Genomic DNA, 26,702 nt, shown 5'->3' on the forward strand with positions numbered 1-26,702 from the left:
TGTTCCTGCCCTGTGAGACCGATAGCCTCAAATCCGGCTAAGTCCGATCTTGCCGTGGATAACGAGAGGAAACGAGGAGTTTCATGTCCGAAGTCGCCGAACGGGCCCAACGTCTGAACGAAGCGAGAGAGCTGGAGGAGAGCGCCGACAGGATGGAGGAGTCAGTGAAGGGGCTCCTGGAGATGAACATGACGGAGGCGATGAGCAACGCGGCGAAGGGAATGCCGGGAACCTCGCTGGGAAAGCAGTCCTATGAGCTCGGGGTGGCATTGGACGCGAGGAACCGGGAATTCGCCGAGACGCTGATGGCACACGTCCGGCAGACGCGGGAAGCGGTGGCCAGGATACGCCGGGAGGTGGCGGCGGAGGAGAAGGCCGAAGACGTCGAGATGTAGCCCGACCTCGCCTCATACGCAGGCTTGCAGGCTTCGGTTCGCCGCAGGCCTACCCTCGCAGCCCGCGCCCGGACGGATCGGGAGGCGGGCTGCGACTGCCTACGCGTAGGCTGATGCCTCTCGGACCGTCTGCCGGCCGTAAGCCCCTCCGAAGAGGGCCGCGTGGACGATGAGGATGTGCAGGCGGTGGAGCCCGACGCGCTCGCGCCAGCCGTCGGCGAGCGGAGAGGCTTCGTCGTAGGCGGCGTATATCCGGTCGGTGAAAGGAGCGCCGAACACGGTGAGCTGGGCGAGGTCGGATTCGGCGTGCCCTCCCTGCGACGCAGGGTCGATGAGGACGGCCACGCAACCGCCCTCTCCGGTGCGGCGCCCTTCGGCTTCCCGTTCTGCGGCGCCCACCGCGCCGCGTGCGGCCGACTCGCGCGTCGCCCAGTAGAGGTTGCCCGACCACAGGTCTCCGTGGAGGAGAGCGGCGTCCGTGTGGACGAGCGCGGGCTGGGGAGCGTCGAACGCGCCTTCGCGCAGGCGATCGGCCAGCCGATGGAGGACGCGGGCGCCGTCCTCGTCGATTGAGCCGTTGGCCCTCGCCGCGGAGAGGTAGGCGAGCAGACGGTCTTCAGCGTAGAACTCGCCGAAGCTGCGCGGACGTGAATCCGGAGCGACCAGGGGAAGGGGCGCGGCGCCCATGACGCCGTCGCCGGTTCGCCCGCCGTGGACGAGCCCTGCCGGCGCCTGCCCGAAGACACGCGATCCTTCGGGGCAGTGTGCGTGAGTGACGGCGAGGCGGCGGGCGAATTCCTCTGCTGCGCTTGCCGATGGCGACGCGGGGGAGAGAAGCGCCGTATCGAGCCGGCTCCCCCTCGGAGAGGAATGGGACAGCAGCCGGACGACCGGTGCGCCTCCGGCCCGGGCCGCTCGGGCGAGGTCGTTCAGACCCGCCGCTTCGGCTGCGATGGCGGCTGGCGTGCCGCGCTTGGTGAAGGCTGCCATGACTCCATCATGGCCCATCCGCGGCAGACTCGAGAACTACAGGATTCCTGCCGGGGGATTGTTTCCCGGAGGAGATTACCCGCAGACTCTCTCTTGAGGTGCTTCCTTCCGAAACCTTAGGGTGGATGAACTCGGTTCGGAAGGGACGGAGTTTCCACGGGAAGGTGACATATGTCTGAACTATACGCCGATTTGGACAGCATAGGGACTGCTGCGACGAACGCGAGCAGCGCCGCCGGATACGCCGGTGACATGAATGTCAGCGACGGGCTGAGCGGCGTCTCGACCGCCATGCAAGGAGGATCTTCAGGAAGCTCCGCCACATCGGCGGGAACCTACATGGATGATCTCGCCAAAAAGCTTTCTGACGGATTGACCGAGTACTCCGAAGCCTTGACGTCCGCTAAGAACGATTATAGTAATACTGATGAGTCAGTATCGATTGATTTCACAAATTTTGACAGTAAGATGCAGTGAAAGGTAAATATAATGGTTGCATGGTCAGACATCACAAGCTGGACAGGGACCGGACTCGACACCGTATTGGACGATCTTATCGCCGAAAGGAAAGATGCCGTCGAATCTAGGGACAACATAGCGTCTATCGACGTAAGCACGGGATGGGAGGGCGCGGGTGCAACGGCCGCGCAAGAGAGACTGACTCAGCTCAAGGACGTATGCATAAAGCACTTGTGCCTTCTCGGTGACTTGATTACGGCTACGAGCACTGCGCAAACCGGTATGGGCGATGTAGAGACATTAGTTCTTGAAGCTCAAACTATAGCTGACAACTACGGTTTTACCATATCTGATGATGGAACAGTAACTGATCCAAATCCTGTTAAAATACAGTGGTATGAAAAGTTTAGTCATAGTTATGCTGATTTAAATATGAGCCATTTAAATTCGAACGATACAAAACAGCAAGAAAAAATTGATAGAGAGACAAGACTTAAAGAATGTTCTGATGCTGTGACTAGTGCTTGTAATAAAGCAACAGAGGTAGATAATGACTATAAAACTTCTCTTGATAATGTCGCCAATGGACAAGCGACTGAAATAGAAGATTTCAATGATTCTACTCCCGGGCTTTCCAACCTCCCTCCTGAGAACGCCAGTACTGAGCAAGTGGCCGCATGGTGGAATTCTCTTACATCGAGTGAAAAAGAAGAAATGGTTAATTCTTATCCCGATAGAATCGGAAATTTGGATGGTATAGATGCGGTAACTCGAAATGAAGCTAATCGAAAGCGTTTAAGTAACGATACTCAGTCATATAATGATAAAAAAATGGAATATGAACGTACCATTTCAGAATTGGAAAATATTCAAAAAGATAGACTATTAACTGAAGATAGACCATTAACTGATTCAGAACAAGAAGAACTGCAATTTGCTAAACAATCATTAGAATCAATAAATTCAAAATTGACAGAGCTGGAAGCTATAAGTACTTCATTAAATAAATCAAGTGATACTCAATTACTGCTATATGACCCTGCAACTGGTGAAAATGGACATGAACTCACGCATGCAGCTATATCTATTGGTAACGTGGATACTGCCAATCATGTTGCAACGTATGTACCAGGAATGACTACTAATGTTACAGATAGTATGGAAAACATAACAAATGATATGTTAAATATGAAAGATGACGCTGAAGCTGTAAATGCCGGTTCAGTGGCGACTATAGGGTGGATCGGATACGATTGCCCTCCTCATCCGCTTACTAATAATGATTGGTCTGTTGTGGGTACGGGTGAAGCGGAAATGGGTGGACAGTCTCTGGCGAGATTCACGGAAGGCATTCAAGACTCGCGAAATGATGGTGATGTAGGAGTTTCATCAGTTCATCAATCGGTGATAGCCCATTCCTATGGTTCTACTACCGCTTCGTATGGAGTTGAACAGGTTCGACCGGGAGTTGTCGACGATTTCTGCGTATTCGGTTCTCCGGGAGTGAAAGAAGGAGGATGGGACATGAACGTTCCGGAGGGTCATAATTATGCGTTGGGATTTTCTAACGATGGTGTTAGTGGCTCTTACCTTGGTCGAGATCCAGTTATGGACCCTGATTTCAAGGGACTTAACCCAAAAGACGCCGATACGACGAAAACTGGGCATTCTGGGTACTTGGTCAATGGGAGTCATGCCCAACACGAAATCGCGAAAGTAATCGTTGGAAAGGGCGGCGAATAATGATATTGTCTCATGTTTATGACAATATTTAATCATATTATTTATATATTTTTAATTAATAAAAATATTAGACACTTATTTGTAATATATAAGGTTGTTTGAATGTATGAATATAATAATAATTTAAGATTTTGGGATGGGTGTATGCCGTTCGCCCAGCGTGTGAGTATTGCGGCTGCCCAACGCCAGCTCGTCGATGCCCTCGCCCGTGCCCGTGACCGAATCGATGAAGAGTTCGGCCCTCGAACGTGGAAGTGGCTGGATGAGCCCGCGACGAGTTTCGCCCGATGCCAGGACGGGCACGACCAGGGCTGGGAGGACAGCAGCCGCCAAGGGATGACCACGGGAATGTCCATCGCCTTCTTCCCCCGTCTGCTGGAGATCGCCGCCGAAGAAGTGGCTCCTCACGGATTCACACGCATAGTCGATGTGTCAGACGAGGACCGCTGGGTGAACATCTTCAATGTGGAAGACGGCGGCTATGTCGGCGTCGTCCATACCCGCGACACGCTTGCATTCAGTATGAGGTATGCGACGGGCTGCCGCCCAGAGACGTCGGCTGGGGCCGTCCAGCGCGGAAGGCACGCCATGTGAGCCGGATGCGATTGTCTCCGCATGCTCTTGTCTCTGTATGCCTTTGCCTCGGTGAGCCATTTGGCGGGATCGTAGGGCAGGCGGTCAGCTTTTACCGGTGAAACCTAGGATGGAGCTTGTATTTCACGGTGAACCTCCCGGTGAAACCTCGATGAACCGAGGTTTCACCGGGACGGTAAGAATGGCAATGGCACAAGCCCGCCTCAGTCGGCCTCGGGCGTCGAGGATTTCGGCTACGGGTTGCGAGGCGATCCCGCCTCCCGGAAGGCGCGCATTCGGGAGGCACCTTCCGGTAGATCGGCCGATGTCCGCCTTGCAGTAGAGGCGGTACCCGCCCCCGGAAGGCGCTTTCGGCGGCACGAGGCAGATCTTGTCCCGGGAGTGAAGCGCGCGCACGCTTCACCGCGACGAGCCCGGTGACCATCCCGGCGGTTCTCTCCATGGGCCTGTCGTCCCTCATGCGTCCAGACTCCGCCCTGGCGTCGCATGAGGGTCAATAGCGTGAGGGGGGTCAGGGCTCGAGGGTCAATACCGTTGGTATTGGCTGGGGAGGAAGGCGTCGGCCAGGGCGTTCACCAGCCCGACGAGCAGTCCGCCCACCACGGCGGTCAGGAACGAGTCGATCGAGATGCCGATCGACAGGTGCTCGGTTATCCGAGACGTCAGCAGGAGCATCGCCGCGTTGACGACGATGAAGAACAAACCGAGCGTGAGGATGTAGAGGGGAATCGAAAACAGGACGAAGATCGGACGGACCAGGAAATTGACGAGGCCGAGGATGCCGCCGGCGATGAGATAGTAGAGGACCACTCTCTCGGCGGGGGCCGTTCCGGTCAGGGTGATCCCCGGAATGTAGAGGACGCAGAGCCACAGGCCGAGGGCGTTGACTGCTGAGCGAACGAGAAACTTCATGCGCCCAGCCTATCGGCGCAGCCATGGGATCGCTTGGACATGCCAGATCGGCGAACCCGATTCGAAGCCGCCGGCCGATCGCAGCGATCCGTTCCCACGACCGCCCGCCTACGTGACCGCCCATCTGCGTGACCGCCCGCTTAGACCGAGCCTTTGCCGACCCCGACCGGCGGGGCATACTGGGAACATGAGTGAGCAGCACTGGTTCCGCCGCGAAGTCCTCTCCCTGCCGGCCTACGTTCCCGGAAAGGAGGGGATGGGGCCCGACGTCGTCAAACTCGCGTCGAACGAGACCCCATTTTCGGCCCTTCCCGCGGTGCAGGCCGTCGTCGCGGCCGAGGCCGGTTCGCTCAACAGGTATCCCGACATGTTCGCCACGGGTCTCATCTCCGACATCGCGCGATTCCACGAGTGGGCCGACGACGGCATCGTGGTCGGCAACGGTTCGACCTCGCTCATCGAGCAGTTCCTCAGAGCCGTCGTCACGCCGGGCGGAGAGGTGGTTCTGCCGTGGCGTTCCTTCGAGGCCTATCCGATCGCGATTCAAGCCGCCGGAGGGCGGCAGGTCCCGGCTCCTCTGCGCTCGGGCGCGCACGACCTGGAGGGCATGCTCGGGGCCATCACATCCGACACCCGCGCCGTGCTCCTGTGCAGCCCGAACAACCCGACCGGCGTGGCCCTCGCCCACACCGAGCTGTCCGAATTCCTCGCGCAGGTGCCCGAACGGGTTCCCGTCCTCCTCGACGAGGCGTACATCGACTTCGTGACCATGGACGACGCCGTCCGGTCCCGCGATCTTCTGCTCGAACATCCGAATCTCATCGTTCTGCGGACCTTCTCCAAAGCTTATGGGCTGGCCGGGCTACGTTGCGGCTACGCCCTGACGTCACCGACAATGGCCGCGGGGCTTCGGGCAGTCGCCACGCCCTTCGGCGTCAACGCCCTCGCACAGGCCGCCGCCCGCGCCGCGCTGTCGTCGCAGTCCGAGGTCCGTTCGCGGTGCGCCGTCGTCGTCTCGGAACGCGAGAAGTTCAAGGCGGCCCTCTCCGCCCACGGTCTCCAGATCCCGGATTCCCAGTCGAACTTCGTGTGGCTGCCGGGATTCGGGGAGAGGCTCGAAACGGCCTGCCTCGCCGAGGGCGTGACCGTGCGGCGCTTCGGCGAGGAGGGCGTGCGCATTTCGGTCGCCGAACCCGAGGGGGCTCTGCGAGTACTGCGCGCCGTCGCGTCGGTCCTTCACCGATAGCCGCCTGTTCGCTGAACGCTTGGCCGTTTGGCTGCCGGGCGAGGCCTTGGGTCGTTGGGTGAAGCCTTGGCCGTTGGGCGATGTGTTTTTCAAAGATCCCGGCGTTGGGGGACTGCCGCTAACCCGGTGAAACCTCGGTTTGAAGCGTGTTTCACCGGCGAATCACCCGGTGACATGTGGTTTCATGTGAGTTTCACCGGGGCAGGCAGGGACGGGGAGATGTATCAGGTGTGCGGCCTCTGTGCCGGAGGAGTAGTGGCGCGAGATGTGCGGTGAGAGGTGTGACCGGAGGAGTGATTGCGCGAGAGATGCGGCCGGAGGGCTGCTGAGAGGCGCGACGAATCAGAACAGGGTGACGATGAAGGCGATGGACGTGAGGATTTCGCCTACGCCGATCGCACGGACGGGCAGGGGCGTGCGGATCCTGCCGTACAGCGGCACCGCGACCGCTCGAGCGGCCATGAGCGTCCAGACGACGGTGTGCCACCACCCGATCGCGTCATGCATGGCGAGCGCGATGACTGCGGCAGTCCATACGGTATGCCAGGCGATGGAAGCGAAGAGGTAGGGATTGGAACCGCGTTCGCGGATGTTGGTTTTGACGTAGAAGACTGTGCCCGCGAAGTATCCGAAGAAAAGCGCGGCCAGAGCCCAGACGTGCCCCGTGGCGCTCAGTCCGGCCGCGCCGTCGGTGGAGACGTCGTACATGACGGGAACCATGAGGCTGGCTGCGGCCACCGTGTCCAGGCCCGAGGCGAGCGAGCGTTCTTCGCGCTTCCATGCCGCCAGTGCTGCCACCGCCACGAGCGGGGCGAAGAGCAGCGCCCAGCGCCACAGGAAGGGCGTGCAGACGAGCGAGATGAGCCCTAGCCCCAGGACCACCGCGCCGTAGGCTTTGACCGGTGCCGCGTAGCGGGCTTTGCAGTGGGAACGCAACCATACCGTTGCGCAGTAGAAGAAGAAGTAACCGATGAACCAGAGCGCGTACAGCGGAATGTGGGCCCAACGAAGGCCGCCTTCGACGACTCCGACGATCGGCGGCACGACGACCATCGCCCACCCGCCGTGGTACTGGGGGATCCACATGCGGATCGTCCGCCGACGCCGGGCCTTCGCCTTCGCTCGAGCCCTGGCCTCAGCAGAAGGGCCCGCGTTGGCCGCGGACGGGCTCCCTTTGGCCACGGATGTGTCCTTTTTGGCCGCTGCGGACGAGCCGCCTTCGGTGCCTCCAGTTGCGGGCGGGCGTCTGAAGACCGCCCGCCGGGTGGGGCTCCGCTCTCCGCTGTGCTCCCTCCGTTCGCCGGGCCGAGGCCGGGTGCCGTCAGTGCTCATGTCCGCGATCTTAACCAAGCCTCAAGGGAAAAGTCAGGGTGTGCGCACCGCCATATGGTGCGCACACCCTGTTGCATCCCTGTTCTACGGCCGCCCTAGAACCGGCGTTCGGCGGCGCGCTTGATCTGGAAGCCCTTGCCGGTCAGCTCGCTCGTGCACGTCACGCCCTCGGTCTGTTCGATGGAGCACCACACTCCGTTGTGCGAAACCGTGGTTCCGTAGTTGGCCGTCACGGAGCTGTTGTACGACGAGTTGCAGTCTGCGGTGATGTCGCCGGACAGCCCCAGCGTGTACGTGGCCGTCTTCCCCTCACAGCCTTGGGGAGAGGGATAGTCGTAGGCGTAGATGGAGCAGGCGACTCTATCCTGTCCGAACTTGCAGCGGATGTTGTCGGTCGGGGTTTTGAACTCTGTGATGTCGCGGGCGTCTTCGGGGGCACGGCTCTTCAAATACCACCACGAGTGGGAATTCGCCAGGTCCGCCAGGTTCGACGGTCCTTTGGCCGTGGCCTTGGCCAGCGAGAGGGTGTATTCGGCACCGCATTCCTTCGACAGCTTGGACATGGAGTCCGAGATCGTCTTCTTCTCCGAATTGTAGGAGTTCTCGTTGATGGCAGCCTTGGCGAAGGTGATGATCGTCGAAGCGTCGTCCTCGACCTTCGAGCACGAAGGCTTCTCGGCCAGCTTCTTGACGGCATCCCGAGCCTCCTGGAGATCCCCGCCCTTCGTGGTCTCCTCGCTCTTCGTGGTCTCCTTGGAGGATGTGCGCGTTTCGTTGCCGGCGGCGCTCTGGCCCACATTCATGACCTTGATGAAGAAGATCGCCATGACGGTGATGGCCAGGACAGCCGAGGCGAATACAAGGAAATACAATGGCTTGCGAGAAGCCGCGGGAGGCTGGTTCGACTGATCCTGCCGAAAGCCCTGGTCGATCCACGTCCCATTAGGTGTGGAGCTCACAAGCGATCACCATTCCTTTCCGAGTGAATGCGACCGTCGAGGGCGCATCCAGGTTCAAACTAGTCTACCGCTTCCGGTGCGGGCTAGCCGCTGTGGCATATGAGCGGAGGCCGCATCCCGCGCGGTTCATTCGCTCAGGCTTCCGGGACGCTCGAACCTCGGTGTGCGTGGGCGGTACGCGGGCCTCGGGCGGCCGGGCCGTCTCATGGTCTGGGGCCAATTCTCCATTTTCGAAGCGGCACGGATAGTCTGAGGGCGACTACAGTGTCAATGTGCATCGGACGCAGATGCCGGAAGGCGAAGGGACAGTATGACAACCGGAATGGCATCGGGCAACATCGCCGCCGAAGACATGGAGCGCTCCAACCAACTTCTGGAACGCATCCACACGATTTTCGAGAGCCGGGTCGTGGGCCAGGAGGCCTTGTACACGGCGCTGGTGGCCTCGCTGCTGGCGCGCGGGCACGTGCTCCTCGAATCCGTTCCCGGACTGGCGAAGACCACGGCTGCGACGACGATCGCCTCGGCCACGTCGGGTTCGTTCTCCCGCATCCAGTGCACGCCGGACCTCATGCCCAACGACATCGTGGGCACGCAGATCTACTCCTACGAGACCGGGAAGTTCACTACGCAGCTGGGACCGGTGCACGCCAACGTCGTTCTGCTCGACGAAATCAACAGGTCGTCCGCCAAGACCCAGTCGGCGATGCTCGAGGCGATGCAGGAGCGGCAGACGTCCATCGGCGGGACGATCTACAAACTCCCCAATCCCTTCACGGTGATGGCGACTCAGAATCCGATCGAGGAGGAGGGAACCTACGTCCTCCCCGAGGCTCAGATGGACCGCTTCCTCATGAAGGAGATCCTGACCTACCCCCGGCCGGCCGACGAGGTGACCATCCTCAAGAAGACGGCTGAGGGGACGTTCGACGAGCGCGACGACGCGGACCCCGTCTCCACCGACGACATTCTCTTCCTCCAGGAGACGGTCCGACGGGTGTACGTCGACGACGCGATAAAGAACTATATCGTCGCGATCATCAACACGACTCGCGGAGGCGGGCCGCGCCCCATCCCGGGCTTCCTCTCCAACGTGCGCGTGGGGTCGTCTCCGCGCGGGGGCCTCGCGCTCATGCAGGTCGGGCAGGCCCTCGCCTTGCAGGCCGGGCGCAACTACGTGATTCCCGACGACGTCAAGAGGCTCAGCTACCCCGTGCTCCGGCACAGGCTGGGGCGGACCTTCGACGCTCTGGCGAACAATGTGACGCCCGAGTCGCTCATCGACGCCGTTTTCGAGGCGGTGCCCGCCCCATGAGCCGCAGCGCCGCCGGCCAGCGCCTGGCCCTCGTCCGCGCGCGCCTGTCACTGCCGACGGTCAGGAAGGCCGCGGGGCTCTTCGAGGGCGCGCACACGTCGATCCTCACCGGGAAAGGCCACGACTTCGAGGACCTCGCAGAGTATTCGCCCGGCGACGAGGTCCGCGACATCGACTGGAAGGTGTCCGCTCGCGCGGGGCGGCCGATCATCCGCCGATTCGAGCGCGACACGGACGTGTTCACGCAGCTCGTGGTCGACACCGGCATCGAAATGCAGGCTGCCGCCCCCTCCGGCGAGATCAAGAGCGATCTCGCGCTCGTATGCGCCGAGACCCTCGCCTACCTGGGCGCCCAGCGCGGCGATCGCCTGGGGATCGTGTTCGGCAACTCGGCCGGAGTCGAGCGCTTCCCCGCACGGCACGGGCTGAGCCATCTCGACTTCATCCTCGACCGCGCCGAGCACGCCCTCGCCGGCGCCGAGGCGCCGGCCGACGTGTCCGCCGTCATCGAGTTCTTCCTGCACACCCGCCGGGAGAGGTCGCTCGTCCTGCTCGTGACCGACCAGCTGTGGCCGGGCCCGGCAGACGAGAGGCTGCTGCGGCGGATCCGGGAGCGGCACGAGCTCCTGGTCGTCAGGATCGCCGACATGCCTCCGACGGAGAAGGGGGTCGAGGCGATGGCGGAGATCTCCGGGAACGTGTTCCTTCCCGAGTACGTCCGCGACGACGAGGTCCTGCGCAAGGAGATCGAGCACCGGCGTCGGGAGCGCGAGGAGGCCGCCTCCGCCCTGCTGGCCCGGTACAAGGTGCTCAACGCCCCGGTGGCGTCCAGTGCGGACGTCCTGCCAGTCATCGTCCGCCTTCTCAGGGGGCAGCACCGTGAACAGTAGGGAATTGGCGCCGCCCGTCGCGGGATCCGTCTTCATCCTGATCGTCCTCGTCGGCCTGGTGGTCCTCGCGATCGGCTGGGTGATCCTGTGGACTTTCCTCCGGCACCGGAACGCCTTCTCGCTCACGCCCGTCGTCCAATCCGACAGGGAGCGGTGGATCGGGCTCCTCCGCGGAGTCTCGGGGGACGACCTGCGCGAGCTCCACCTCGACCTGGCCCGCATCATGCGATCGATTCTCAGCGAACGCTCCGGGCGGGACATGTCCTCCTGGACGGTCGGCGACATATCCGCGCACCCCGCACTGACGAGCGTGGCCCGGCTCCTCGGAGAATGGGAGGAGCCGAGCTTCGCTCCCGAATCCGACGCCGACGCCCACGCGTCGATCGAAAGCGCCGTCAAGGAGGTAGAACGATGGTGAATTCCTGGGTCGTCCCGGCGACCGTGAGCGCGGCCGCGATCCTGGCCTTCGTCGTGTGGAGGTGGGGTGGCGTCCGGCGCATGCCCGGGATCGTCTACGTCGCCCACACCGGAGTGCTCCGCTCCAGCCGGCGGTATCGCACGCGCGTGGCCCAGTTGCGCTTCGCGGTCGCCGGCATCGCCGCATGCGCCGCGCTGGCGGTCTTCTCCGCGGCGGTGATCGTGGCCCGGCCGTCCCACGAAAAGGTCAGCTCGCAGAGACTGGCCTCCCGGGACATCGTCCTGTGCCTCGACGTCTCGGGCTCCGTCATCGGCTTCGACTCCAAGGTGTTGGCCACCTTCTCGAAGATGGTTCGGAAGTTCGAGGGCGAACGGGTGGGGTTGGTCATCTTCAACAGCTCGGCGCGCGTGGTCTTCCCGCTGACCGACGACTACGACATGATCCAGAAGGAGCTCGAATCGGCCGTCAGCGCATTGGACAGCGGCAGGGGCTCGTCCAGCCGGGAGTTCAGCGATCTGATCGCCGGCACGGTCAACGGCAAGGGCTCCTCGCTGATCGGGGACGGCTTGGTCTCGTGCACCCACAGCTTCGACTACAAGGAGAAAGACCGGTCCCGCACGATCCTCTTCGCCACCGACAACGAGCTCCTCGGCACCCCGCTCTTCCAGCTCGACGAGGCGTGCGCCCTGGCGAAGAAGCGCCGCATACGCGTCTACGGGCTGCTCATCGACGATCGCGGATACGGCGGCTACCGCGGGTCGTCCGGCAAGGACGCCCCCGGCGAGTTCTCCAGTGAGATCGGCAAGATCGGGGGGACCGTCTACGAGGCCAAGGACTCCGAGGCCGGCGAGCGGATCGTCAAGAAGGTGCAGGCTCAGGACGAGGCCGAGCTCGCCGGAGACGTCGATGTGAGCATCGTCGACGAGCCGAGGTGCTGGCCCGCGTTCGCGCTCGTCGGCGTCCTGGGGATCATCGGCCTGGCGTGGAAGTTCCGGTTGTCATGATGATGTGGCTGTGGCCCAGATGGGCGGTCGCCGCCCTGCTCGTGGGCGGGCTGGGGGCGTGTTTCGCCCTCTGGCGCACCACCAGGGGGGACAACTCCAAGGCGTGGGTCGATTGGACGCGTCGGGCGTTGATGATCGTCGTCGTGGCGTCGATGGGGATGACGCCCAGCGTCGAAGTCAAGCAGACGAGCGTTGTGCGAGGGGCGAACGTCTACTTCGTCGTCGACGTGACCGGATCCATGGTGGCCGAGGATTACAACGGCAGCCATCCGCGGATGGACGGCGTGCGCGCCGACATCCGGCGCATCCAACGCCAGATTCCCGGAGCCCGGTACTCGGCCTTCGTCTTCGGCTCGGAGGCCACCCGGGCGCTTCCCCTCACGACGGACGGCACGGCCCTCGAATCCTTCGTCCAGACTCTCTCCAGCGAGAACACCTATCAGTCCGAGGGGTCCTCGGTGCGACGCCCCGTCGAGGCGCTCAGGAGAGAGCTCGAACGTTCGCGCAGGAGCCATCCGGAGGCCCTGCAGCTCGTCTACGTGCTGTCCGACGGCGAGCCGCGGGGCAGGGACTCCGGCGAGAAGGGCTACTCCGAAGTCCACGACCTGATCGACGGCGGAGCGGTCCTCGGATACGGGACCTCGCAGGGCGGCCGCATGAAGGAGAACCTGGGAGGCGATCCGGCCAAATCCGGGTACATCGTCGATCCCAAGACGAAGTCCGAAGCGATCTCCCGCATCGATGAGGGACAGCTGAAGAAGGCCGCCAAGGAGGCGGGAGTCGACTACGTGCATCGGACGTCGCCCGACCAGGGCATCACGACTCCGGACGTGGACACGCTCAAGCAGCGCAGCGCCAAAGGCCGTACGCGGCGCAATCCGATGATCTGGCCGGCGGGGACAGCGCTCGTCGTGCTGCTCGCATGGGAGATCGCGGCCCTGACTCCCAGAATCCGTTTGAGAGTGAGGGGACGCTGATGGTTTCCCGGAAGAAGTGGGCGATCGGCGGGGTGGCCGTATTGACGCCCCTCATCGTGTGGACGGGGGCGATGGTCGCCCTGCCGATGCTGGGCAAGGCCGCCTTCGACAGCGGAAGCTCTAGCTCGGTGACTCGCTACCAGTGGGCCGTCGACATCACCCCCGGCTTCCTGGAAGGCTGGCAGGCTCCCTACAACCTCGGGACGGCGCAGCTGGCGCACGACAGGCGGGACGCGGGGGTGGCCAACCTGGAACTCGCCCTCCGGCGGGTCCGCAGAGCCGAGCGCACTCAGGGCCAGATCGCGAACACCGAAGGCCCCGAGTGCAAGGTGCGCGCCAACCTCTCCCTCGGATACGAGGCGCAGGGCAAAGCCGCCGGCAAATCCGGCGCCAAGCGGTTGCAGAAGGCGATCGACACTATCCAGCCGTGCACATCCTCTAAGAAGAACAAAGACGAGCAGGAGCGCCAGAAGAAGGAGAAGAAAGAAGCGGAGACTCCGAATCCGAACCCCAGCCCCTCGCCGAACCCCAGTCCGTCGCCCAACCCGAACCCGTCGCCCAACCCGAACCCGTCGCCCAATCAGAATCCCTCTTCGAGCCCCAATCAGAATCCTACGTCTTCGCCGGACCCGAACCAGAGTCCTTCACCCGGCCCGGTATCGCCGAACGGGGATCCCTCCCCCACGCCCTCGTCATTTCCGGGTGAGAGCCCCGATGGCAGGGAGAGGGAACTCCGCTCGAAAGACAGCGAGAAGAACGAAAAGAACCCACGATACGGCGACCAGAGGAACGGCGAACCCAACTGGTGAGACGACGAGTCGGCGCGATCGCGTTTCGCCGTGCGACGGTCGAACCGACTACGCGCCGACCGAGCGCAGGATGAACCGTTCGGTCGCCGTGAAGAAGGCGGTACGCTCCGGCTCCTCTCGGGGTATGCGCCGGCCGCTCAGCGCACCGTGGATGAGTTGGACGGTCACGTCTAGATCCTGACCCGGTATCGCCCCCGCTTCCACGCATTCGGCGAGTATCCGGCGCAGGACGTTTCCCGTGGCTTCGACGTGCTGGCGGAGGGCCAGCGCCGTCTCCCGGGAGATCAGCTCGCGTAGCGGGGCGCCCGGCGACATGAGGTAACCGCGTTTGGCCCCCAGTTGTTCGCGGACGTAGATGCGCAGCTTCTCCACCGGCGTCTGCGCTTCGTCGAGCTTCCGGGTGAGCCGGTCGAGGTAATTGCCCATCTCGTACTCCACGTATCCCAGAAGGAGCTTCTCCTTATCGGGGAAGTAGTAGTAGACCGAGGCCCTGCTGATGCCCGCTTCAGCCGCCAAAGTCGCCATGTTGATCGCGTCGAAGCCCTTGGTCTCCATAAGCCGGGAGAAAGCCTCGAAGAGCATGGCGTGCATCTTGCGGCGGTGCTCGGCGCGATGGCTTCCGGGATTCTTCGGCATGCCCCAAGGATACGATCCGGGGCTGATACCGCGCTGGGCGTCGCCTATTCGATGCCGATGGCTCCTGTGGGCGAGACCGCTTCGGCCAGGTGCCTCAGGATCGGGACGTCGCCGTCCAGCCAGTCGACGCCGCCGAGTTCGTCGAGCCCGAGCCAGCGCAGGCGCCGGTGGCTCGGACCGCATTGCGGCTCTCCCATCGGCCGGGCCAGCCACAGGCGCATGTCCATGCCGTTGGGCAGCCTCCAGTCGCCTCGAGCCGAACGCAGCCGCCGACCGATCGCGATGCCGATGCCCAGCTCCTCGCGGATCTCCCTCCGCAGTGCGTCTTCGGGCTCCTCGCCGTCCTCGACCTTCCCGCCGGGGAACTCCCATCTGCCGGCGAGGGAAGCCGGATACGAACGCTGCGCGGCCAGAACCATTGGGGCCCTCGCAGCGAAGGGCGTCCGCCCGGCGGGTTCACGGTGCGCGGCCGGAACGCCCCGGACGATCGCCGCGGCGACGATCATCGCCCATCCGGGCTGCCTTGCCCGCCTGGTTCGCTCCGCCCGTCCGGTTCGGTTTGCGAGCGCCCCCGCTGGGAGTCGGAAGCGGACCCCTTCCCGGGCCGTCCCCGCTCCGACCCCCGCCGGCGCCACGCGGCCTTCTGCCGTTCGATTTCGCGGCGGGCGCCGATGACGAAGACCACCTGGCAGACGGCGATGCAGCCCAGGCAGGCGTACAGGGCGATGCCGCCGCTGCCGTAAGTCCGTGCGATCGCGGCATAGGCGATGAGCGCCGCGACTGACAGGAAGAGCGGAGTGTAGGAGCGGAGGGGAAGGCGAGGAGAGAAGCGATCGGCCGACTGCCCGCCGGCGGCCGTTCCTCCGGCCGCCGCCGAGCGCGACGCCTTGCTCCCCGGAGGGCGCCTGTCCGTGCCCTTACGGCGAGGAGCCGATCCGCCGCGTCGGGGGCTCTCTCCGGAACGCTGAAACTCCGACGCCGGGTCATTGTCCTTCGCTGACATCCAGCCGCCTTTCACCCGATTCGCTCCCGACTCGCCGAGTTGCCCCATCGGCGGCGAGCTTGGAGCCGACTGAACGCCTGGGCCGACTCAGAGCGGGCGACGGGAGTCGAACCCGCCTCTGAAGCTTGGGAAGCTTCCATTCTACCGATGAACTACGCCCGCGTGACGCAGCCCCGATCATATCAGACCCCCCGCAGCGCTTCCACGCCGGGCCCGTTCGCAGGCGAAGCCATCCGACGAAGCCGCCGCGGGGTCCGACCGGTTCCCGGAGCGAAGCGGGGGGCGGTGCGCCGCGGTGCGGCCCGCTTCCCCGCGACGACCGTCGAAAAGCCGATCGGAGAGCCGACATTCGGTAGGCTGGAGGCGTGCTTCTGTCCGACTCAGACATCCGCTCGTACGTCGCCTCCGGCCGCGTCCGCCTGAAGCCGTGGGACCCGGAGATGGTCCAGCCCTCCTCCGTGGACATCCACCTCGACCGCTTCTTCCGGCTCTTCGACAACCACAAGTACCCCGTGGTCGACCCGGCCGCCGACCAGCCCGAGTTGACCCGGCTCATCGAGGTGTCCGCCGACGGCGAGTTCGTCCTCCATCCCGGAGAGTTCGTGTTAGGGGCCACCTATGAGCGGGTGACGCTGGCAGACGACGTGGCGGCCCGGCTCGAGGGGAAGTCCAGCCTGGGCCGCCTGGGCCTGCTGACGCATTCGACGGCGGGCTTCATCGACCCCGGATTCTCCGGGCATGTGACGCTCGAACTGTCCAACACGGCGACGCTGCCGATCAAACTCTATCCGGGCATGAAAGTGGGGCAGCTGTGCTTCTTCCAACTGTCCTCTCCGGCCGAGCGCCCTTACGGGGCGGGGGCCATGGGCTCGCGCTACCAGGGCCAGCGCGGGCCCACCGCTTCGCGTTCCCACCTGAACTTCCATCGGATCGACGTCGCGCACGACGGACGGGCCGAGTGAGACGGCGCCCCAGACGCACGGTGTGGTGCGGATCGAACGGGCACGCCATAATGGAAGCAGCCGTTAGAAGGGAGCCCCAGTGGACATTGGCTGGAAGATCGTCAGCGCCGGTGCTGGCATCGTCTCGGGCATCATCGCCAACAAGGTCGTCGACGTCGTGTGGAAGGGCATCGCCGGCAGAACCCGTCCTGAGGCCGACGACCTCTCAGAGCCGCTTCGCGACGCGCTCGTGTTCGGAATCGTCTCGTCGGCGGTCGGAGCGGTGGTCAGCGAACTGGTCGTGCGCAGGGCGGCGAAATGGTACGGGTTCGAATCGGTGGCCCGCCGCCCAGCCCCCGCAGCCGGATAGTTCCGCGCCCCGGAATCTACCGGAATCTAGGCGGTGGCCGTCCTCACAGAAGCCCGCATGCGGAGCCCTCGCCTGCCGGAGTGCGGCCGGCGGACAGCGGCCCGCTGCGTTAGGATGGGTCGGCGACAGGGGAGCGCCATCCGGGCGCTGAGAGTGCGAAAGCAGACCCTCGAACCTGCTCCGGTTAGCACCGGCGAAGGAAGTCGGGACTCTCCCCGCCCGTCGGGGCGGGCCCTCCTGAAAAGGAGGAATCACGCTATGTCACGCAGAACAACGGCGTGGAACGACACGGAAGCGCGCAACGGCGCGAAGAAGCCGCGGGCGGCCTCGTCCGCGCCCAGGTCCGGCGGTCCGGCCGCCGGCGCACAGACGTCCGCTCCGGGCAGGGGCATCCGCCGCATCGTCGCGGCCATGGGCGTCGCATCCCTCGGCCTCATCGGCTGCTCGGGGAATCACGCGCAGGACTCGTCGGCGAAGAAGACGGTCACCGTCCTCACCCACGACGCGTTCAACCTGCCCAAGGACGCCATACGGAGATTCGAGACGACCACCGGATACAAGCTCAAGACGATCTCGTCGGGCGAAGCGGGCGTGGCGAACCAACTTGTGCTGACGAAGAAACACCCGAAATACGACGCCGTCTACGGGATCGACACCTACTCCGCCGGCCTGGCGGACAGAGAAGGCGTCATCGATTCGTACACGTCGTCCAAACTCCCCGAGTCGGGCAAGCGGTACGTCATCGGCGGCCTCAACCCGATCGACCAGGGCGACGTCTGCGTCAACACCGACCACGCCTGGTTCAAGAAGAAGTCGGTCCCCGAGCCCACCAGCCTCGACGACCTCGCTAAGCCCGAATACGCAAAGCTCCTGGTAGTCTCCAACCCGACGACCTCCTCGCCTGGCCTCGCCTTCTTAGCGGGCGTCGAGAAGGCGAAAGGCCGGAAGGGCGCCGACGCCTACTGGAAAGCCCTCCTGGCGGGCGGCACCAAAGTGGCCAAGAGCTGGTCGGAGGCCTACAACTCGGATTTCTCCGCCGGAGAGGGCAAGGGGCAGTACCCCCTCGTGCTCTCTTACGGGAGTTCGCCCGCCGAGACGAAGGGGGCGACCGGCTCCGTCGACTCGACCTGCGTCCGCCAGGTCGAGTACGCAGGCGTCGTCAAGGGCGGCGGAAATCAGAAGGGCGCCAGGGCGTTCGTCGACTACATGCTGTCCGACTCCGTCCAGGCCGCCATCCCCGGATCGATGTACATGTTCCCCATCAACACGGCCGTCGCCCTCCCCGAGAAGTGGAAGGCCTACGCGAGACTCGCCGACGAACCCATCCTGCCCGACGCGGCCGACGTGACGAAGAACCGGGAGGAATGGCTCAAATCTTGGACGTCGATCTACGAGTCCGCCAAGTAGCCGCGTCTTGAGCCGGTCGCACACCCGCACCCGACGCCTGGCCTTCGCCCTGGCGATCGGGTTGCCCTTGGCCGCGCTGGTCGTCTTCTTCGCCTGGCCCGTGGCGGCCATGCTCGCGCGAGGGCTCGGCCCCGAGGCGCTCGGCCTGCTCGGGGCCGAGCGGACGCGGCGGCTCCTGGGCACGACCGTGCAGCTGGCGGCGGCCGGAACGATCGGCTCGGTTCTCCTCGGCGTCCCGGGGGCATACGTCCTGTACGCGTGCCGCTTCCCGGGGCGCCGAGCCCTGCGGGCCATCGCCACGATCCCCTTCGTGCTTCCGACCGTCGTGGTCGGCGTGGCCTTCCGGTCGCTTCTGGGACGCGACGGCGCCTACTCCTTCCTCGGCCTCGACCAGACCACGACGGCGATCGTCGCGGCCATGGTCTTCTTCAACTTCTCCGTGGTCGTCCGGACGGTCGGGACCATGTGGGCCGGCCTGGACCCCCGGACGGCCGACGCCGCCCGCATGCTCGGCGCAGGGCCCGTCCGGGTCTTCCGCACGGTGACGCTTTCCGCGCTGCGGGGGGCGGTGGCCTCCAGCGCCTGCGTCGTCTTCCTCTTCTGCTCGACGGCCTACGGCATCGTGGTGACCCTCGGCGGCACGTCGACGCTCGAAAGCGAGATAGCCGTCCAGACGTTCCAGCTCAACCTCAACGCCGCCGCCGCATTCTCGCTCGTCCAATTCGCCCTCGTCGCCCTGACCCTGACGATCTCCTCCCGCGCTTCCCGGGCCACCGCCGTGGCCATGCGGCCGAGCGCCGAGCACCGCCTGAGGATCTCCGACCTGCCGTCCGCCGCCCTCACCTTCGCGGTCGTATTCGGGTTGATCGTCGCCCCCATGGCCTCCCTGGCCGTGCGCTCCTTCCGGCAGGACGGCCAATGGACGCTGGCGAACTACCGCCTTCTGGCCACGCCGGGCAAGGGGGCCGCCGGAGGGATCACCGTCGTCGAAGCCCTGGAGCACTCTCTGAGGGCCGCGGCCATCGCCACCGCCATCGCGCTCGCGATCGGCGTCCCCCTCGCCTTCGCGCTGTCGCAGCCGACCGGCCCCGCCCGCGCCCGGCGGCCCCCGGAAGGGACGGGGGCGAAGCGCCGCCGCGTCCCGAGAGGCCGCAGTCCGGAGTCGGCCGCCCTGCGCGCGATCGAAAGCTTCGCCATGGCGCCGCTGGGGGTCTCGGCCGTGACCGTCGGCTTCGGCTTCATCATCAGCCTCCAGGGGCCGCCGCTGTACATGGGGGACGAGCTCATCCCCATCGCGCAGGCGATCATCGCCATGCCGATGGTTCTGCGCGCGCTCCTGCCGATCATGCGGGCCATCGATCCGCGTCTGCGCGACGCCGCCGCCATGCTCGGAGCCTCCCCGGCGCGGACTCTGGCGACGGTCGACGCGCCCATCATGTTCCGCGGCCTGGGCTTGGCCGTCGGCTTCGCCTTCGCCATGTCCCTCGGCGAATTCGGGGCCTCGAGCTTCCTCGCCTCGGACGACAACGGCACCCTCCCCGTGCTCGTCTCGCGCCTCCTGGCACGCCCGGGAGGCGGCAACTACGGGATGGCGATGGCCGCAAGCGTCATCCTCGGCCTCGCCACGGCCCTCGTCATGACCCTGAGCGAACACACGAGAGAGAGGAACCATGTCCCTGCTTGACGTCGAGAACCTGAGCGTGACCTACCCGGACGGATTCGTCGCCATCCACGCCGCCAGCCTCACGCTTGACGAGGGCCGCATCGTCGCACTCGTGGGCGCATCCGGCTCCGGGAAGTCCAGCCTCCTGCGCGGCATCGCGGGCCTGGAGGCGACGACGGGCGCGGTCAGGATCCGAGGGGCGGACGTCACCGGCCTGCCGGCCCACAAGCGCGACTGCGGCATGGTCTTCCAAAGCGGCCTGCTCTTCCCGCATCGCGACGTCGCGCGCAATGTCGCGTACGGCTTGGAGGGCCGCTCCGGAAGAGCCGGGAGCGCCACCGGACCCGGCTCTCCCAGCACGGCCCTCGGAACGGCCGGCGATCCCGAGCCCGCCGCTGAATCCGGCGGTTTCGGCGAAGCGGGGGAACCCGGCGGATCCGACCGCTTCGGGGAGCGGGGGCGCGGCATCCGGCTGCGGCTTTCGGCCAGGCGCCGCGACAGGAGGAGACGGGTGGCCGAGCTCTTGACCCTCGTCGGGCTCGAAGGCTTCGAACGCAGGGACGTGGCCACGCTTTCGGGAGGGCAGGCCCAGCGTGTCGCCCTCGCCCGCGCCCTCGCCCGCAGACCGTCCCTCATGCTCCTCGACGAACCGCTGTCCGCCCTGGACCCGGATTTGCGTGCCGGCCTCTCCCGCGAACTCCGCCGCATCCTCACCGAGACGGGGACCGGCGCCGTCTACGTCACCCACGATCGGGCCGAGGCGGACGTCGTGGCCGACGGGGTCGCCGTCGTGGAGGACGGGCGCTTGACGGCGCCCCGGACGCCTTGACGATGCCGCGGACGGCCCGACGGCGCCCTGAGGATGCCAGCCGCGGACGGGACGCCGTGACGTCGCCGGATCCGCCGTCGCGCTGTGCGGCTACGCCGCCCGGCGGACGCGAGGATGCCGCCTAGTGGAAACGCCCAACGTCCCATAGAGTGTGAGCATGCCGATTGTCGAGATCTCGGCCTCAGACGTGAACGCCTGGGTGCCATGCGCAGTGGAGCACATGGTCTCCGTGAGACTGCGCTCGGGCGCGCTGTCGCCCACAAGGGCTCGCGCTTTCGTTGCTTCCACGACGGCGAGGTTCCGGGTCGGCGTTCCCGCCGACTCGAGGGTGTTCACGTGCCCGGACTCCGGCGACTGGCTGTGGATCCGCACCGGGAGGGAACCCGAGATCGAAGACGTCCGCGTGACGAGGGACCGCTCCGCCTGGGCCGACCTCGTCTTCGCCGTCTCACAGGGCCAGCCTGTGGCGATGACGGCCTATCCCGGCGAAGGGAGCCTGGCCGGGCTTCCCCACCGGGACATCTCGCAGTCGATGAAGATCGCCATCTCCGATCTCCGGCTTCCCCGCAATTACGACGACATTCATGTCCGACCCATGAGCGCCGTCGAACTCGACGTGTTCCTCGCCGCGACCGCGGAATCCTCCGACAGGCACCTAGCCGCGGCCTCCGGGCCCTGCTGCTGCCGGGACTCGTGGAATGTCATGGCGCGCGCCAAATCACGCCTGACCGACGGCGTGGCCACGCCCGGACACGCCCTTCTGTCGATATGCGTCGATTCGACGACCATCGGCGGCATCTGGGCCGAGATCGACGGCAAGCATGCCCGGATCTGGAACCTCTACGTGTATTCGGGATACAGGGGACACGGCCATTCCCGTGCGGCGCTTCTGGCGACGGCGGAAGGGTTGAAGAGGGAAGGCGTGAAGTACATGAACGTCACGGTGATCGCGCCGAACAAGGCTGCGATCGCGATCTACGAATCGGTGGGATTCGCCGTGACCGAGCGGCACGTGGTCCTCCAGCCGCCCGCCGTCGGCGGCATAGACCGGCCTGCGCTCGATCGGACCGGCCGCATGCGGGCCTGACACGGCTCCGCGGCTGACGCCGCGGAGACCTCTGCATAGTCAATCCGCCCCATGCCGGGATCTGTAGCGGCCCCGCCTGACCGTGGCAGGCTTGTCGATGACGACATATATGAGTCCATGCGTCATGCGAGGAGGAAATATGGAACTTGTGGAACAGATGCCGAAAGTGGAAACGGCGGAATTCGACCCCATCGGTTTGTTTTTCTTGCTCGTTGCCGTCGTGCCCGTCGTCCACTGGCTTTGGAACTATTTTTCGAAAAGCGTGGACATCGAGGAGTGGGCGTCGTCGCGGGGGCTGGGTTTCGTCGAATACGATAGGGAATTCGGCAGAGAGTTGAGCAGACTCCTCTCCCTCCCCGGCCAAGATCACGTTGCGCGCGACGTCATCGCCGTTCCGGCTCCTTACGGCAGCTGCCTGTACGGCTGGATCAGATGGATCGAGAGAAACGAGGGTTCCAGGAGAGACGACGCGCCCGAGAGGGTGAGGAAGCGGACCTTCGTGCGATACCCCTTGCGGACTCCCCTGCCGTATTTCTCCATCGAGCCGGAAGGGCGGTTGGCTTTAGCGCACGATGACATCAACACGGAGTGGGAGGAGTTCAACAAGGAGTGGGATATCCGCGCCGACGACGAGGCCTTCGCCCACGCCCTGTTGAGCCCCGTCATGCAGGCGTTCATCCACGACAACATGCGAGGGATGGAGCTGACGATCCTCGGCGGAGACGTCTACGTGGAACCCGGCGGCCGATACCGTCACGAGGAATCGATCAAGCTTCGCAATCTCATGGTCGAGTGGGACCGCCGGGTCGTGCCCTTCCTCTGGGGGCCCCACGGGGCGTGAGCGGACCCGGCCCGGCGGCTGCGGACTCGGAACTCAGTGGAGCGCCGGGTTGTATTTGAGCGAGTTGACGCGGCAGGAGCATTCGGTTGCGATGTTGATGTCCTGCGCGATCGCCCCCTGGGCGCGAAGGTCGAGCAGCTGAGGGACCACGCGGTCGCGGAGCGTCCACGGGTCGATCGTGTTGACGTAGATCTTCGTGCCCCCCTCGAATCCGGCCAGAGTGGAGACCCTCCATTTGACGAGCACCCGCCACGGCATGGGGACGTCCGTGTCCCGCGGCGCGCAGTACCACTCCTCGTTCGACGGTATACCGGTGCCCGTGGCCGCGTGCATGGCGTGTACGAGGTCCGAGACGTCCCGGGCTTCGTCGGGCGTGTGTTCGAACGGCTGAAGGGCGGCGCTGCGGCTCCACACCTCCAGCGTCGGGTACCGGTGGCCGAATCCCGCGATGGCGACGGCGTTGCGATTCTCGGCGATGACGAGGTTGCGCTTGGAGGCGTAGTCCACCCCGTATTCGTTGTAGAGATTCGGGTTGGCGCGAGCCTTCGGTATCTCGGTGCGGGCGTTGACCGAACGCTGGTCGATCGAGACGAGCTGCTTGTGAAGATGATCGAAGGAGGCGCCTGAGGGTTTGAGCCAGTTCTGGAAGACCTGCACGTAGGCGACATACCGGTTCTGCCTGTACAGATCGTGCATCGCGTCGATCGTCAGCCGCCAGTAGTCGGCGTGTTCGTCGGGCGTGAGCGTGCCTGCGCCGGCGAGCTCGGAGGTGTCCGTTGCGCCGTCGAGGTAGTGGCGGTGGGAGAGGATGAGATCGTGACCGCCGCCGAACAGCGCCGGAGCATGGGCGGCGATATCGGAATCATCGAGTTTCTTCATGCGAAGAACCGACTGGACGTGTGCGCGCCCGGCGGGATCGGCCATATAGCGTTCCATCCATTCGTGGACGGAACGCGGTATTTGATAGCCGTAGTTCTTCTCCCAGAAGTCGTAGGAGACGATTTCGAAGAGGTTGGCGACGCGGCGGAAAGCCCAGGAGTCGGCGAGATCGTCAAGCGGCAGGCGCTGCCGGATCTCTCCGCCGTCGAGTATGCGGGCCTTCTCAGGAGGGGTTTCCAGAACGCGTTCGGGGCAGAACGGGCATACTCGGCCGGCGTCGGTGACCGGCCGAGGCTCGGGAATGGCCGTGGGAAGCGGACGGTCCGCACGGCCCGGAACCGTCCAGGCTTCCGTTCCGGTGAAGGGGTTGCGTTGCTTGATCGTTCCATCGGCCATCCGCGTTAGCGGCTCCGGAATCTGCATGTCACTCAGATGCATACTCTCACAATAGTCAGTTTTCCGTCCGGATGTGGGCTGTAATCTCCCCATCGTGGACGGCCGGATGGGGCGGTTTCCCCGGCGCGGGCCGTCCGCGAGGGCGGGGCCGGTTGGGAGCGCCTTGCCGAAAAAGCCCGCCGGGCACCGGATCGCGCCCGGGACATCGGGCCGTCGATCGGGAAACGGGTCTTCGCCGAAGAGAGGAGTGGGGCGGCAGATCGACTGCCGCCCCACTCTCATTCACCTATCGGGAAGTTCAGGACTTCTTGCGACGGTAGTTGTAGGCCGCGATGCCCGCAGCTCCGAGAACCACGAAGCCGACGGCGATGCCCGCGAGCATGGTCACGTTGGCACCGGTGTTAGCAAGCGGCGGCTTCTTGGGGGCTGCCTTCCCGGGGCCGCTGGGCGAGGCCGACGGGCCCGGCTTCGGCACCGTGCCGGTGGTCAGAGTCTCCGAGGAGGCCCCGCACTTGCCGCGGGAGATCAGGTTGCCGTTCTTGTCGAAGGTCGACTCGACGAAGCCGTAGGAGACCTTCTCCTCGGATCCGGTCGTGTACAGGTCGGTCTTGTACTCGCCCGGCTGGTTGGAGTGGGCGACGCGCTGGGAGGTCCACACGGGCGACTCGCACTTAGGCGCGGTGCCCTTGTCCCACTTGTAAAGGTTGACTTGGGAGTAGGAGCCTTCCGGCAGACTGCCCTGGACCACCACGGTGTCGCCGATCTTGTCGCCGGGCTTGAGCTTGGCAGCCGCGCTCTCGGCGAACGCCTTCGTGGTCACCTTGCCGAAGACCGGAGTGACATGCTCGTTCTTGTCCAGCTCCGAGGTGGTGATCGCCGACGTGCGCGAATCGCCCTGGTAGGTCGAGACGATCACGTACGTGCCGACCCCGAGGTTCCAGTTGATCGGGAAGTCCTTGCCCTGAACGGTGTAAGTGCCGTTCTTGGCCGGGGTCTCAGTGGTGGCGATGGGCTTGAGGTTCTTCGTCACGCCGGGCTTCAAAGGGGTCCCCGCGGGGAGGAAGTAGAGCTTGTGGGTGATCGTGGCCGTGTCGGCCTTCCACTTGCCCGAGCCCTTGAAGGTGCCGTGGTCCTGCGGGAAGCCGGAGACGGTGACGAGATCCTGGACGCCGGCCTTGCCGTTGCCGAGGTCGACCTGGGTGGCCTTCGTCTTGATCGAGGGGGTCCACTTCGTCACGCTGGTCTCAGAGGTCTCGAAGAACGGGGACGAGTAGTCCTTGACGAGGTTCTGGTACTGGCCTTGAGCGGCCTTGTCCACATGGGCGTGGAAGAAGTAGTAGCCCTCACCGGCGGCCTTGACTGTGCCAGGGGTCTCCTGGGTGCCCGGGCCGTTGAAGGTCAGATCGTAGGTGCCGACCTTCTTCGCGGCGAAAGCGGCGCCGTTGTTCGTCGGAGCGGAGGGAGTGGGGAAAGGACCGTAGACGTCGACCGTCACCTTGACGGGAACCGGAGTCGACGTCCCGGGGATGTTCAGCCACGTGCCGCCCTTGGGAGCCGAGGCGGTCACGGTGTCGACGAGGCTTGCGCCCTTGGCGACTTCCACCGTCTTGGTCTGGGTGGCGATCTCCGGGGCGAAGGTGGCGGCTACCTGCTGGGCCTCGGTGACGCCTTCGGCCTGCTCCTTCTTGCCGAGGACGACGAGATTCTGAGCGCGCTGGGTGCCCATGCTCCCGGTGACGGTGCCGCTGGAGACGTACGGCTTGGACGTCGGCAGATCCTTGACGACCATCTTCACCGAGACCTTGCCGACCCCGTTGGCCTTGATCTTGGCGGTGGTGGCGGACTCCCCGGTCGTGCCGGTCATGGTGGTCTTGCCGTTGTCGAAGGTGGCGGGGCCGGAGATCTCGAGGGTGTAGGAGTAACCCTTCATCCAGTTGCCCGCGGCGGAGGTCACGCCGATGTTCTCGACGGTTCCCGCGTTGGCCTCGGCGTTCAGCTTCAGCGTGGGCTTGACCGAGTAGGGGCCGGCGTACTTCTGGGCCTGCTCGACGATGGCCTTCGACTCGGCGAGCGGCGCGTTGAGGTTCTGGCCGTTGGCCCAGGGGAACTTGCCCTGTTCCTGAGACTGGTAGACGCTCCCCTCGAACACTCCCGCGGTGCGGATGAGAGCGATCTGGTACGCGGCAGCCTTCACGTTGTCCGTGGTGTTGGCGGTGGAGGCGATCCAGGCGAACTGGGCCACCTTGGAGGCCTCGGTCACCTTGACCGTGCGCTTCTGCTGGCCGGGACCGATGAACGGCGTGGCGTCCACGGTGTCCACGGCCTTCGCGGGCTGCATGGAGGCTTGGGTGACACCCTCCGCCGAGGCGGAGTAGGCGGCGCCGTCGGCGGCGCACAGGTAGTTCGCGCCGTCCGGTCCGTGGATCACCCCGTGGTGGGCCGTATCACCGGTTTTGACTCCGACTGTGTGAGTCCAGCCCGGGGCGGCCGCCTGTGCTGCAGTTGGTGCGACGGCAAAGGCCAGCGCACCAACTCCCGCGATTGCGGTGAGCCTTTTCAATCGCTTAAACAATCTTGTTGTCCTTTCCTGAGCAGGCCTGCGATTGC

General features: G+C 64.8%; 27 protein-coding genes, 1 tRNA gene and 1 riboswitch. Of the genes, 18 read left to right on the top strand and 10 right to left on the bottom strand.

The features are described 5' to 3' along the window. Positions 1–83: 83 nt before the first annotated feature. Positions 84–395 carry a hypothetical protein gene (locus HMPREF0043_RS09105; protein ID WP_021602755.1) on the top strand — a complete coding sequence of 104 codons (312 nt, stop codon included), beginning with the start codon at positions 84–86 and terminating at the stop codon, positions 393–395. Between the two features lie 99 nt (positions 396–494). On the opposite strand, the gene HMPREF0043_RS09110 is transcribed toward HMPREF0043_RS09105, so the two are convergent. After that, on the bottom strand, positions 495–1,385 hold the full coding sequence (locus tag HMPREF0043_RS09110) for a fructosamine kinase family protein (RefSeq protein WP_040318257.1): 891 nt from the start codon (positions 1,383–1,385) through the stop codon (positions 495–497). Between the two features lie 171 nt (positions 1,386–1,556). Here HMPREF0043_RS09110 and HMPREF0043_RS09115 point away from each other — a divergent pair, with 171 nt between their 5' ends. From HMPREF0043_RS09115 to HMPREF0043_RS09120, 3 genes are all read left to right on the top strand, one after another. Beyond that, entirely contained in the window at positions 1,557–1,862 is a 306-nt protein-coding gene (locus HMPREF0043_RS09115; RefSeq protein WP_040318258.1) for a hypothetical protein, read from the top strand. A 264-nt stretch (positions 1,863–2,126) separates the two neighbouring features. Then, entirely contained in the window at positions 2,127–3,587 is a 1,461-nt protein-coding gene (locus tag HMPREF0043_RS10825) for an alpha/beta hydrolase (protein ID WP_021602759.1), read from the top strand. Positions 3,588–3,689: 102 nt separating this feature from the next. Beyond that, the gene (locus HMPREF0043_RS09120; RefSeq protein ID WP_084432508.1) at positions 3,690–4,181 is read left to right on the top strand and encodes an LppA family lipoprotein; all 492 of its coding nucleotides are present in this window, start codon (positions 3,690–3,692) and stop codon (positions 4,179–4,181) included. A gap of 525 nt (positions 4,182–4,706) precedes the next feature. Here the strand turns inward: HMPREF0043_RS09120 and HMPREF0043_RS09125 are convergent. Continuing rightward, a complete protein-coding gene (locus HMPREF0043_RS09125; RefSeq protein WP_021602762.1) occupies positions 4,707–5,093 on the bottom strand; it encodes a phage holin family protein in 387 nt (128 codons plus the stop codon). 187 nt (positions 5,094–5,280) lie between these two features. Between HMPREF0043_RS09125 and HMPREF0043_RS09130 the strand changes: the two genes are divergently transcribed. Continuing rightward, positions 5,281–6,339, top strand: coding sequence for a histidinol-phosphate transaminase (locus tag HMPREF0043_RS09130; protein WP_021602763.1), 1,059 nt, complete (start codon positions 5,281–5,283; stop codon positions 6,337–6,339). A gap of 342 nt (positions 6,340–6,681) precedes the next feature. Here the strand turns inward: HMPREF0043_RS09130 and HMPREF0043_RS09135 are convergent, their stop codons facing one another. Next, the gene (locus HMPREF0043_RS09135; RefSeq protein WP_198010324.1) at positions 6,682–7,521 is read right to left on the bottom strand and encodes a YwiC-like family protein; all 840 of its coding nucleotides are present in this window, start codon (positions 7,519–7,521) and stop codon (positions 6,682–6,684) included. 245 nt (positions 7,522–7,766) lie between these two features. Beyond that, entirely contained in the window at positions 7,767–8,630 is an 864-nt protein-coding gene (locus HMPREF0043_RS09140) for a hypothetical protein (RefSeq protein ID WP_156897572.1), read from the bottom strand. Positions 8,631–8,952: 322 nt separating this feature from the next. On the opposite strand from HMPREF0043_RS09140, the gene HMPREF0043_RS09145 reads away from it, so the two are divergent. From HMPREF0043_RS09145 to HMPREF0043_RS11230, 6 genes are read left to right on the top strand one after another with little or no spacing between them, the layout of a single operon-like run. Next, complete coding sequence (locus HMPREF0043_RS09145; protein WP_021602766.1) at positions 8,953–9,945, top strand: AAA family ATPase; 993 nt, start codon at positions 8,953–8,955, stop codon at positions 9,943–9,945. Next, positions 9,942–10,835 (top strand): DUF58 domain-containing protein, encoded by an 894-nt coding sequence (locus HMPREF0043_RS09150; RefSeq protein ID WP_021602767.1) that lies wholly within the window; start codon positions 9,942–9,944, stop codon positions 10,833–10,835. The genes HMPREF0043_RS09145 and HMPREF0043_RS09150 overlap by 4 nt, the downstream gene beginning before the upstream one ends. Next, a complete protein-coding gene (locus HMPREF0043_RS09155; RefSeq protein ID WP_156897573.1) occupies positions 10,825–11,253 on the top strand; it encodes a hypothetical protein in 429 nt (142 codons plus the stop codon). The genes HMPREF0043_RS09150 and HMPREF0043_RS09155 overlap by 11 nt, the downstream gene beginning before the upstream one ends. Continuing rightward, positions 11,247–12,257: a vWA domain-containing protein gene (locus HMPREF0043_RS09160; RefSeq protein ID WP_021602769.1), complete on the top strand. Its 1,011-nt coding sequence runs from the start codon at positions 11,247–11,249 to the stop codon at positions 12,255–12,257. Before HMPREF0043_RS09155 ends, HMPREF0043_RS09160 begins: the two co-directional genes overlap by 7 nt. Beyond that, on the top strand, positions 12,236–13,234 hold the full coding sequence (locus HMPREF0043_RS09165; RefSeq protein ID WP_156897574.1) for a vWA domain-containing protein: 999 nt from the start codon (positions 12,236–12,238) through the stop codon (positions 13,232–13,234). The genes HMPREF0043_RS09160 and HMPREF0043_RS09165 overlap by 22 nt, the downstream gene beginning before the upstream one ends. Continuing rightward, positions 13,234–14,043 (top strand): hypothetical protein, encoded by an 810-nt coding sequence (locus HMPREF0043_RS11230; protein ID WP_021602771.1) that lies wholly within the window; start codon positions 13,234–13,236, stop codon positions 14,041–14,043. The genes HMPREF0043_RS09165 and HMPREF0043_RS11230 overlap by 1 nt, the downstream gene beginning before the upstream one ends. Before the next feature lie 48 nt (positions 14,044–14,091). On the opposite strand, the gene HMPREF0043_RS09175 is transcribed toward HMPREF0043_RS11230, so the two are convergent. From HMPREF0043_RS09175 to HMPREF0043_RS09190, 4 genes are all read right to left on the bottom strand, one after another. Then, positions 14,092–14,679 carry a TetR/AcrR family transcriptional regulator gene (locus HMPREF0043_RS09175; RefSeq protein WP_040318260.1) on the bottom strand — a complete coding sequence of 196 codons (588 nt, stop codon included), beginning with the start codon at positions 14,677–14,679 and terminating at the stop codon, positions 14,092–14,094. A 44-nt stretch (positions 14,680–14,723) separates the two neighbouring features. Then, positions 14,724–15,185 carry a (deoxy)nucleoside triphosphate pyrophosphohydrolase gene (locus HMPREF0043_RS09180; RefSeq protein ID WP_021602773.1) on the bottom strand — a complete coding sequence of 154 codons (462 nt, stop codon included), beginning with the start codon at positions 15,183–15,185 and terminating at the stop codon, positions 14,724–14,726. Then, the gene (locus HMPREF0043_RS09185) at positions 15,182–15,682 is read right to left on the bottom strand and encodes a hypothetical protein (RefSeq protein ID WP_021602774.1); all 501 of its coding nucleotides are present in this window, start codon (positions 15,680–15,682) and stop codon (positions 15,182–15,184) included. Before HMPREF0043_RS09185 ends, HMPREF0043_RS09180 begins: the two co-directional genes overlap by 4 nt. A 91-nt stretch (positions 15,683–15,773) precedes the next feature. Then, positions 15,774–15,844, bottom strand: a tRNA-Gly gene (locus HMPREF0043_RS09190). A gap of 203 nt (positions 15,845–16,047) precedes the next feature. Here HMPREF0043_RS09190 and dcd point away from each other — a divergent pair. The 7 genes from dcd to HMPREF0043_RS09225 all read left to right on the top strand — a co-directional run bounded on the left by dcd (position 16,048) and on the right by HMPREF0043_RS09225 (position 22,820). Further along, complete coding sequence (dcd, locus tag HMPREF0043_RS09195) at positions 16,048–16,644, top strand: dCTP deaminase (RefSeq protein WP_021602775.1); 597 nt, start codon at positions 16,048–16,050, stop codon at positions 16,642–16,644. Positions 16,645–16,723: 79 nt separating this feature from the next. Then, complete coding sequence (locus HMPREF0043_RS09200; RefSeq protein WP_021602776.1) at positions 16,724–16,993, top strand: DUF4235 domain-containing protein; 270 nt, start codon at positions 16,724–16,726, stop codon at positions 16,991–16,993. 117 nt (positions 16,994–17,110) lie between these two features. After that, positions 17,111–17,212: riboswitch (TPP riboswitch) on the top strand. 39 nt (positions 17,213–17,251) lie between these two features. After that, positions 17,252–18,400, top strand: coding sequence for a thiamine ABC transporter substrate-binding protein (locus tag HMPREF0043_RS09205; RefSeq protein WP_051317514.1), 1,149 nt, complete (start codon positions 17,252–17,254; stop codon positions 18,398–18,400). Between the two features lie 7 nt (positions 18,401–18,407). Continuing rightward, a complete protein-coding gene (locus HMPREF0043_RS09210; RefSeq protein WP_021602779.1) occupies positions 18,408–20,084 on the top strand; it encodes an ABC transporter permease in 1,677 nt (558 codons plus the stop codon). Further along, entirely contained in the window at positions 20,071–20,892 is an 822-nt protein-coding gene (locus HMPREF0043_RS09215; RefSeq protein ID WP_021602780.1) for an ABC transporter ATP-binding protein, read from the top strand. The genes HMPREF0043_RS09210 and HMPREF0043_RS09215 overlap by 14 nt, the downstream gene beginning before the upstream one ends. A 157-nt stretch (positions 20,893–21,049) precedes the next feature. Beyond that, positions 21,050–21,979, top strand: coding sequence for a GNAT family N-acetyltransferase (locus tag HMPREF0043_RS09220; protein ID WP_021602782.1), 930 nt, complete (start codon positions 21,050–21,052; stop codon positions 21,977–21,979). A gap of 139 nt (positions 21,980–22,118) precedes the next feature. Next, a complete protein-coding gene (locus HMPREF0043_RS09225) occupies positions 22,119–22,820 on the top strand; it encodes a hypothetical protein (RefSeq protein WP_021602783.1) in 702 nt (233 codons plus the stop codon). 33 nt (positions 22,821–22,853) lie between these two features. Here HMPREF0043_RS09225 and HMPREF0043_RS09230 read toward each other — a convergent pair whose 3' ends face one another. Together HMPREF0043_RS09230 and HMPREF0043_RS09235 are read right to left on the bottom strand one after the other, a co-directional pair. After that, entirely contained in the window at positions 22,854–24,095 is a 1,242-nt protein-coding gene (locus HMPREF0043_RS09230; protein WP_232206113.1) for a DUF4921 family protein, read from the bottom strand. A 298-nt stretch (positions 24,096–24,393) separates the two neighbouring features. Continuing rightward, on the bottom strand, positions 24,394–26,523 hold the full coding sequence (locus tag HMPREF0043_RS09235) for a hypothetical protein (RefSeq protein ID WP_021602785.1): 2,130 nt from the start codon (positions 26,521–26,523) through the stop codon (positions 24,394–24,396). Positions 26,524–26,702: the final 179 nt, after the last annotated feature.

The sequence above is a fragment of the Actinobaculum sp. oral taxon 183 str. F0552 genome, assembly GCF_000466165.1.
Lineage (GTDB): Bacteria > Actinomycetota > Actinomycetes > Actinomycetales > Actinomycetaceae > Peptidiphaga.

Coding starts and splice junctions, on each gene's coding strand:
- HMPREF0043_RS09205 (WP_051317514.1), top strand. CDS start 17,252: ATGTCACGCAGAACAACGGCGTGGAACGACACGGAAGCGCGCAACGGC.
- HMPREF0043_RS09215 (WP_021602780.1), top strand. CDS start 20,071: ATGTCCCTGCTTGACGTCGAGAACCTGAGCGTGACCTACCCGGACGGA.
- HMPREF0043_RS09145 (WP_021602766.1), top strand. CDS start 8,953: ATGGCATCGGGCAACATCGCCGCCGAAGACATGGAGCGCTCCAACCAA.
- HMPREF0043_RS09130 (WP_021602763.1), top strand. CDS start 5,281: ATGAGTGAGCAGCACTGGTTCCGCCGCGAAGTCCTCTCCCTGCCGGCC.
- HMPREF0043_RS09180 (WP_021602773.1), bottom strand. CDS start 15,185: ATGATCGTCGCCGCGGCGATCGTCCGGGGCGTTCCGGCCGCGCACCGT.
- HMPREF0043_RS09105 (WP_021602755.1), top strand. CDS start 84: ATGTCCGAAGTCGCCGAACGGGCCCAACGTCTGAACGAAGCGAGAGAG.
- HMPREF0043_RS11230 (WP_021602771.1), top strand. CDS start 13,234: ATGGTTTCCCGGAAGAAGTGGGCGATCGGCGGGGTGGCCGTATTGACG.
- HMPREF0043_RS09185 (WP_021602774.1), bottom strand. CDS start 15,682: ATGTCAGCGAAGGACAATGACCCGGCGTCGGAGTTTCAGCGTTCCGGA.
- HMPREF0043_RS09125 (WP_021602762.1), bottom strand. CDS start 5,093: ATGAAGTTTCTCGTTCGCTCAGCAGTCAACGCCCTCGGCCTGTGGCTC.
- HMPREF0043_RS10825 (WP_021602759.1), top strand. CDS start 2,127: ATGGGCGATGTAGAGACATTAGTTCTTGAAGCTCAAACTATAGCTGAC.
- HMPREF0043_RS09115 (WP_040318258.1), top strand. CDS start 1,557: ATGTCTGAACTATACGCCGATTTGGACAGCATAGGGACTGCTGCGACG.
- HMPREF0043_RS09230 (WP_232206113.1), bottom strand. CDS start 24,095: ATGGCCGATGGAACGATCAAGCAACGCAACCCCTTCACCGGAACGGAA.
- HMPREF0043_RS09220 (WP_021602782.1), top strand. CDS start 21,050: ATGCCGATTGTCGAGATCTCGGCCTCAGACGTGAACGCCTGGGTGCCA.
- HMPREF0043_RS09120 (WP_084432508.1), top strand. CDS start 3,690: ATGTATGAATATAATAATAATTTAAGATTTTGGGATGGGTGTATGCCG.
- HMPREF0043_RS09110 (WP_040318257.1), bottom strand. CDS start 1,385: ATGGCAGCCTTCACCAAGCGCGGCACGCCAGCCGCCATCGCAGCCGAA.
- HMPREF0043_RS09160 (WP_021602769.1), top strand. CDS start 11,247: ATGGTGAATTCCTGGGTCGTCCCGGCGACCGTGAGCGCGGCCGCGATC.
- HMPREF0043_RS09150 (WP_021602767.1), top strand. CDS start 9,942: ATGAGCCGCAGCGCCGCCGGCCAGCGCCTGGCCCTCGTCCGCGCGCGC.
- HMPREF0043_RS09175 (WP_040318260.1), bottom strand. CDS start 14,679: ATGCCGAAGAATCCCGGAAGCCATCGCGCCGAGCACCGCCGCAAGATG.
- HMPREF0043_RS09225 (WP_021602783.1), top strand. CDS start 22,119: ATGGAACTTGTGGAACAGATGCCGAAAGTGGAAACGGCGGAATTCGAC.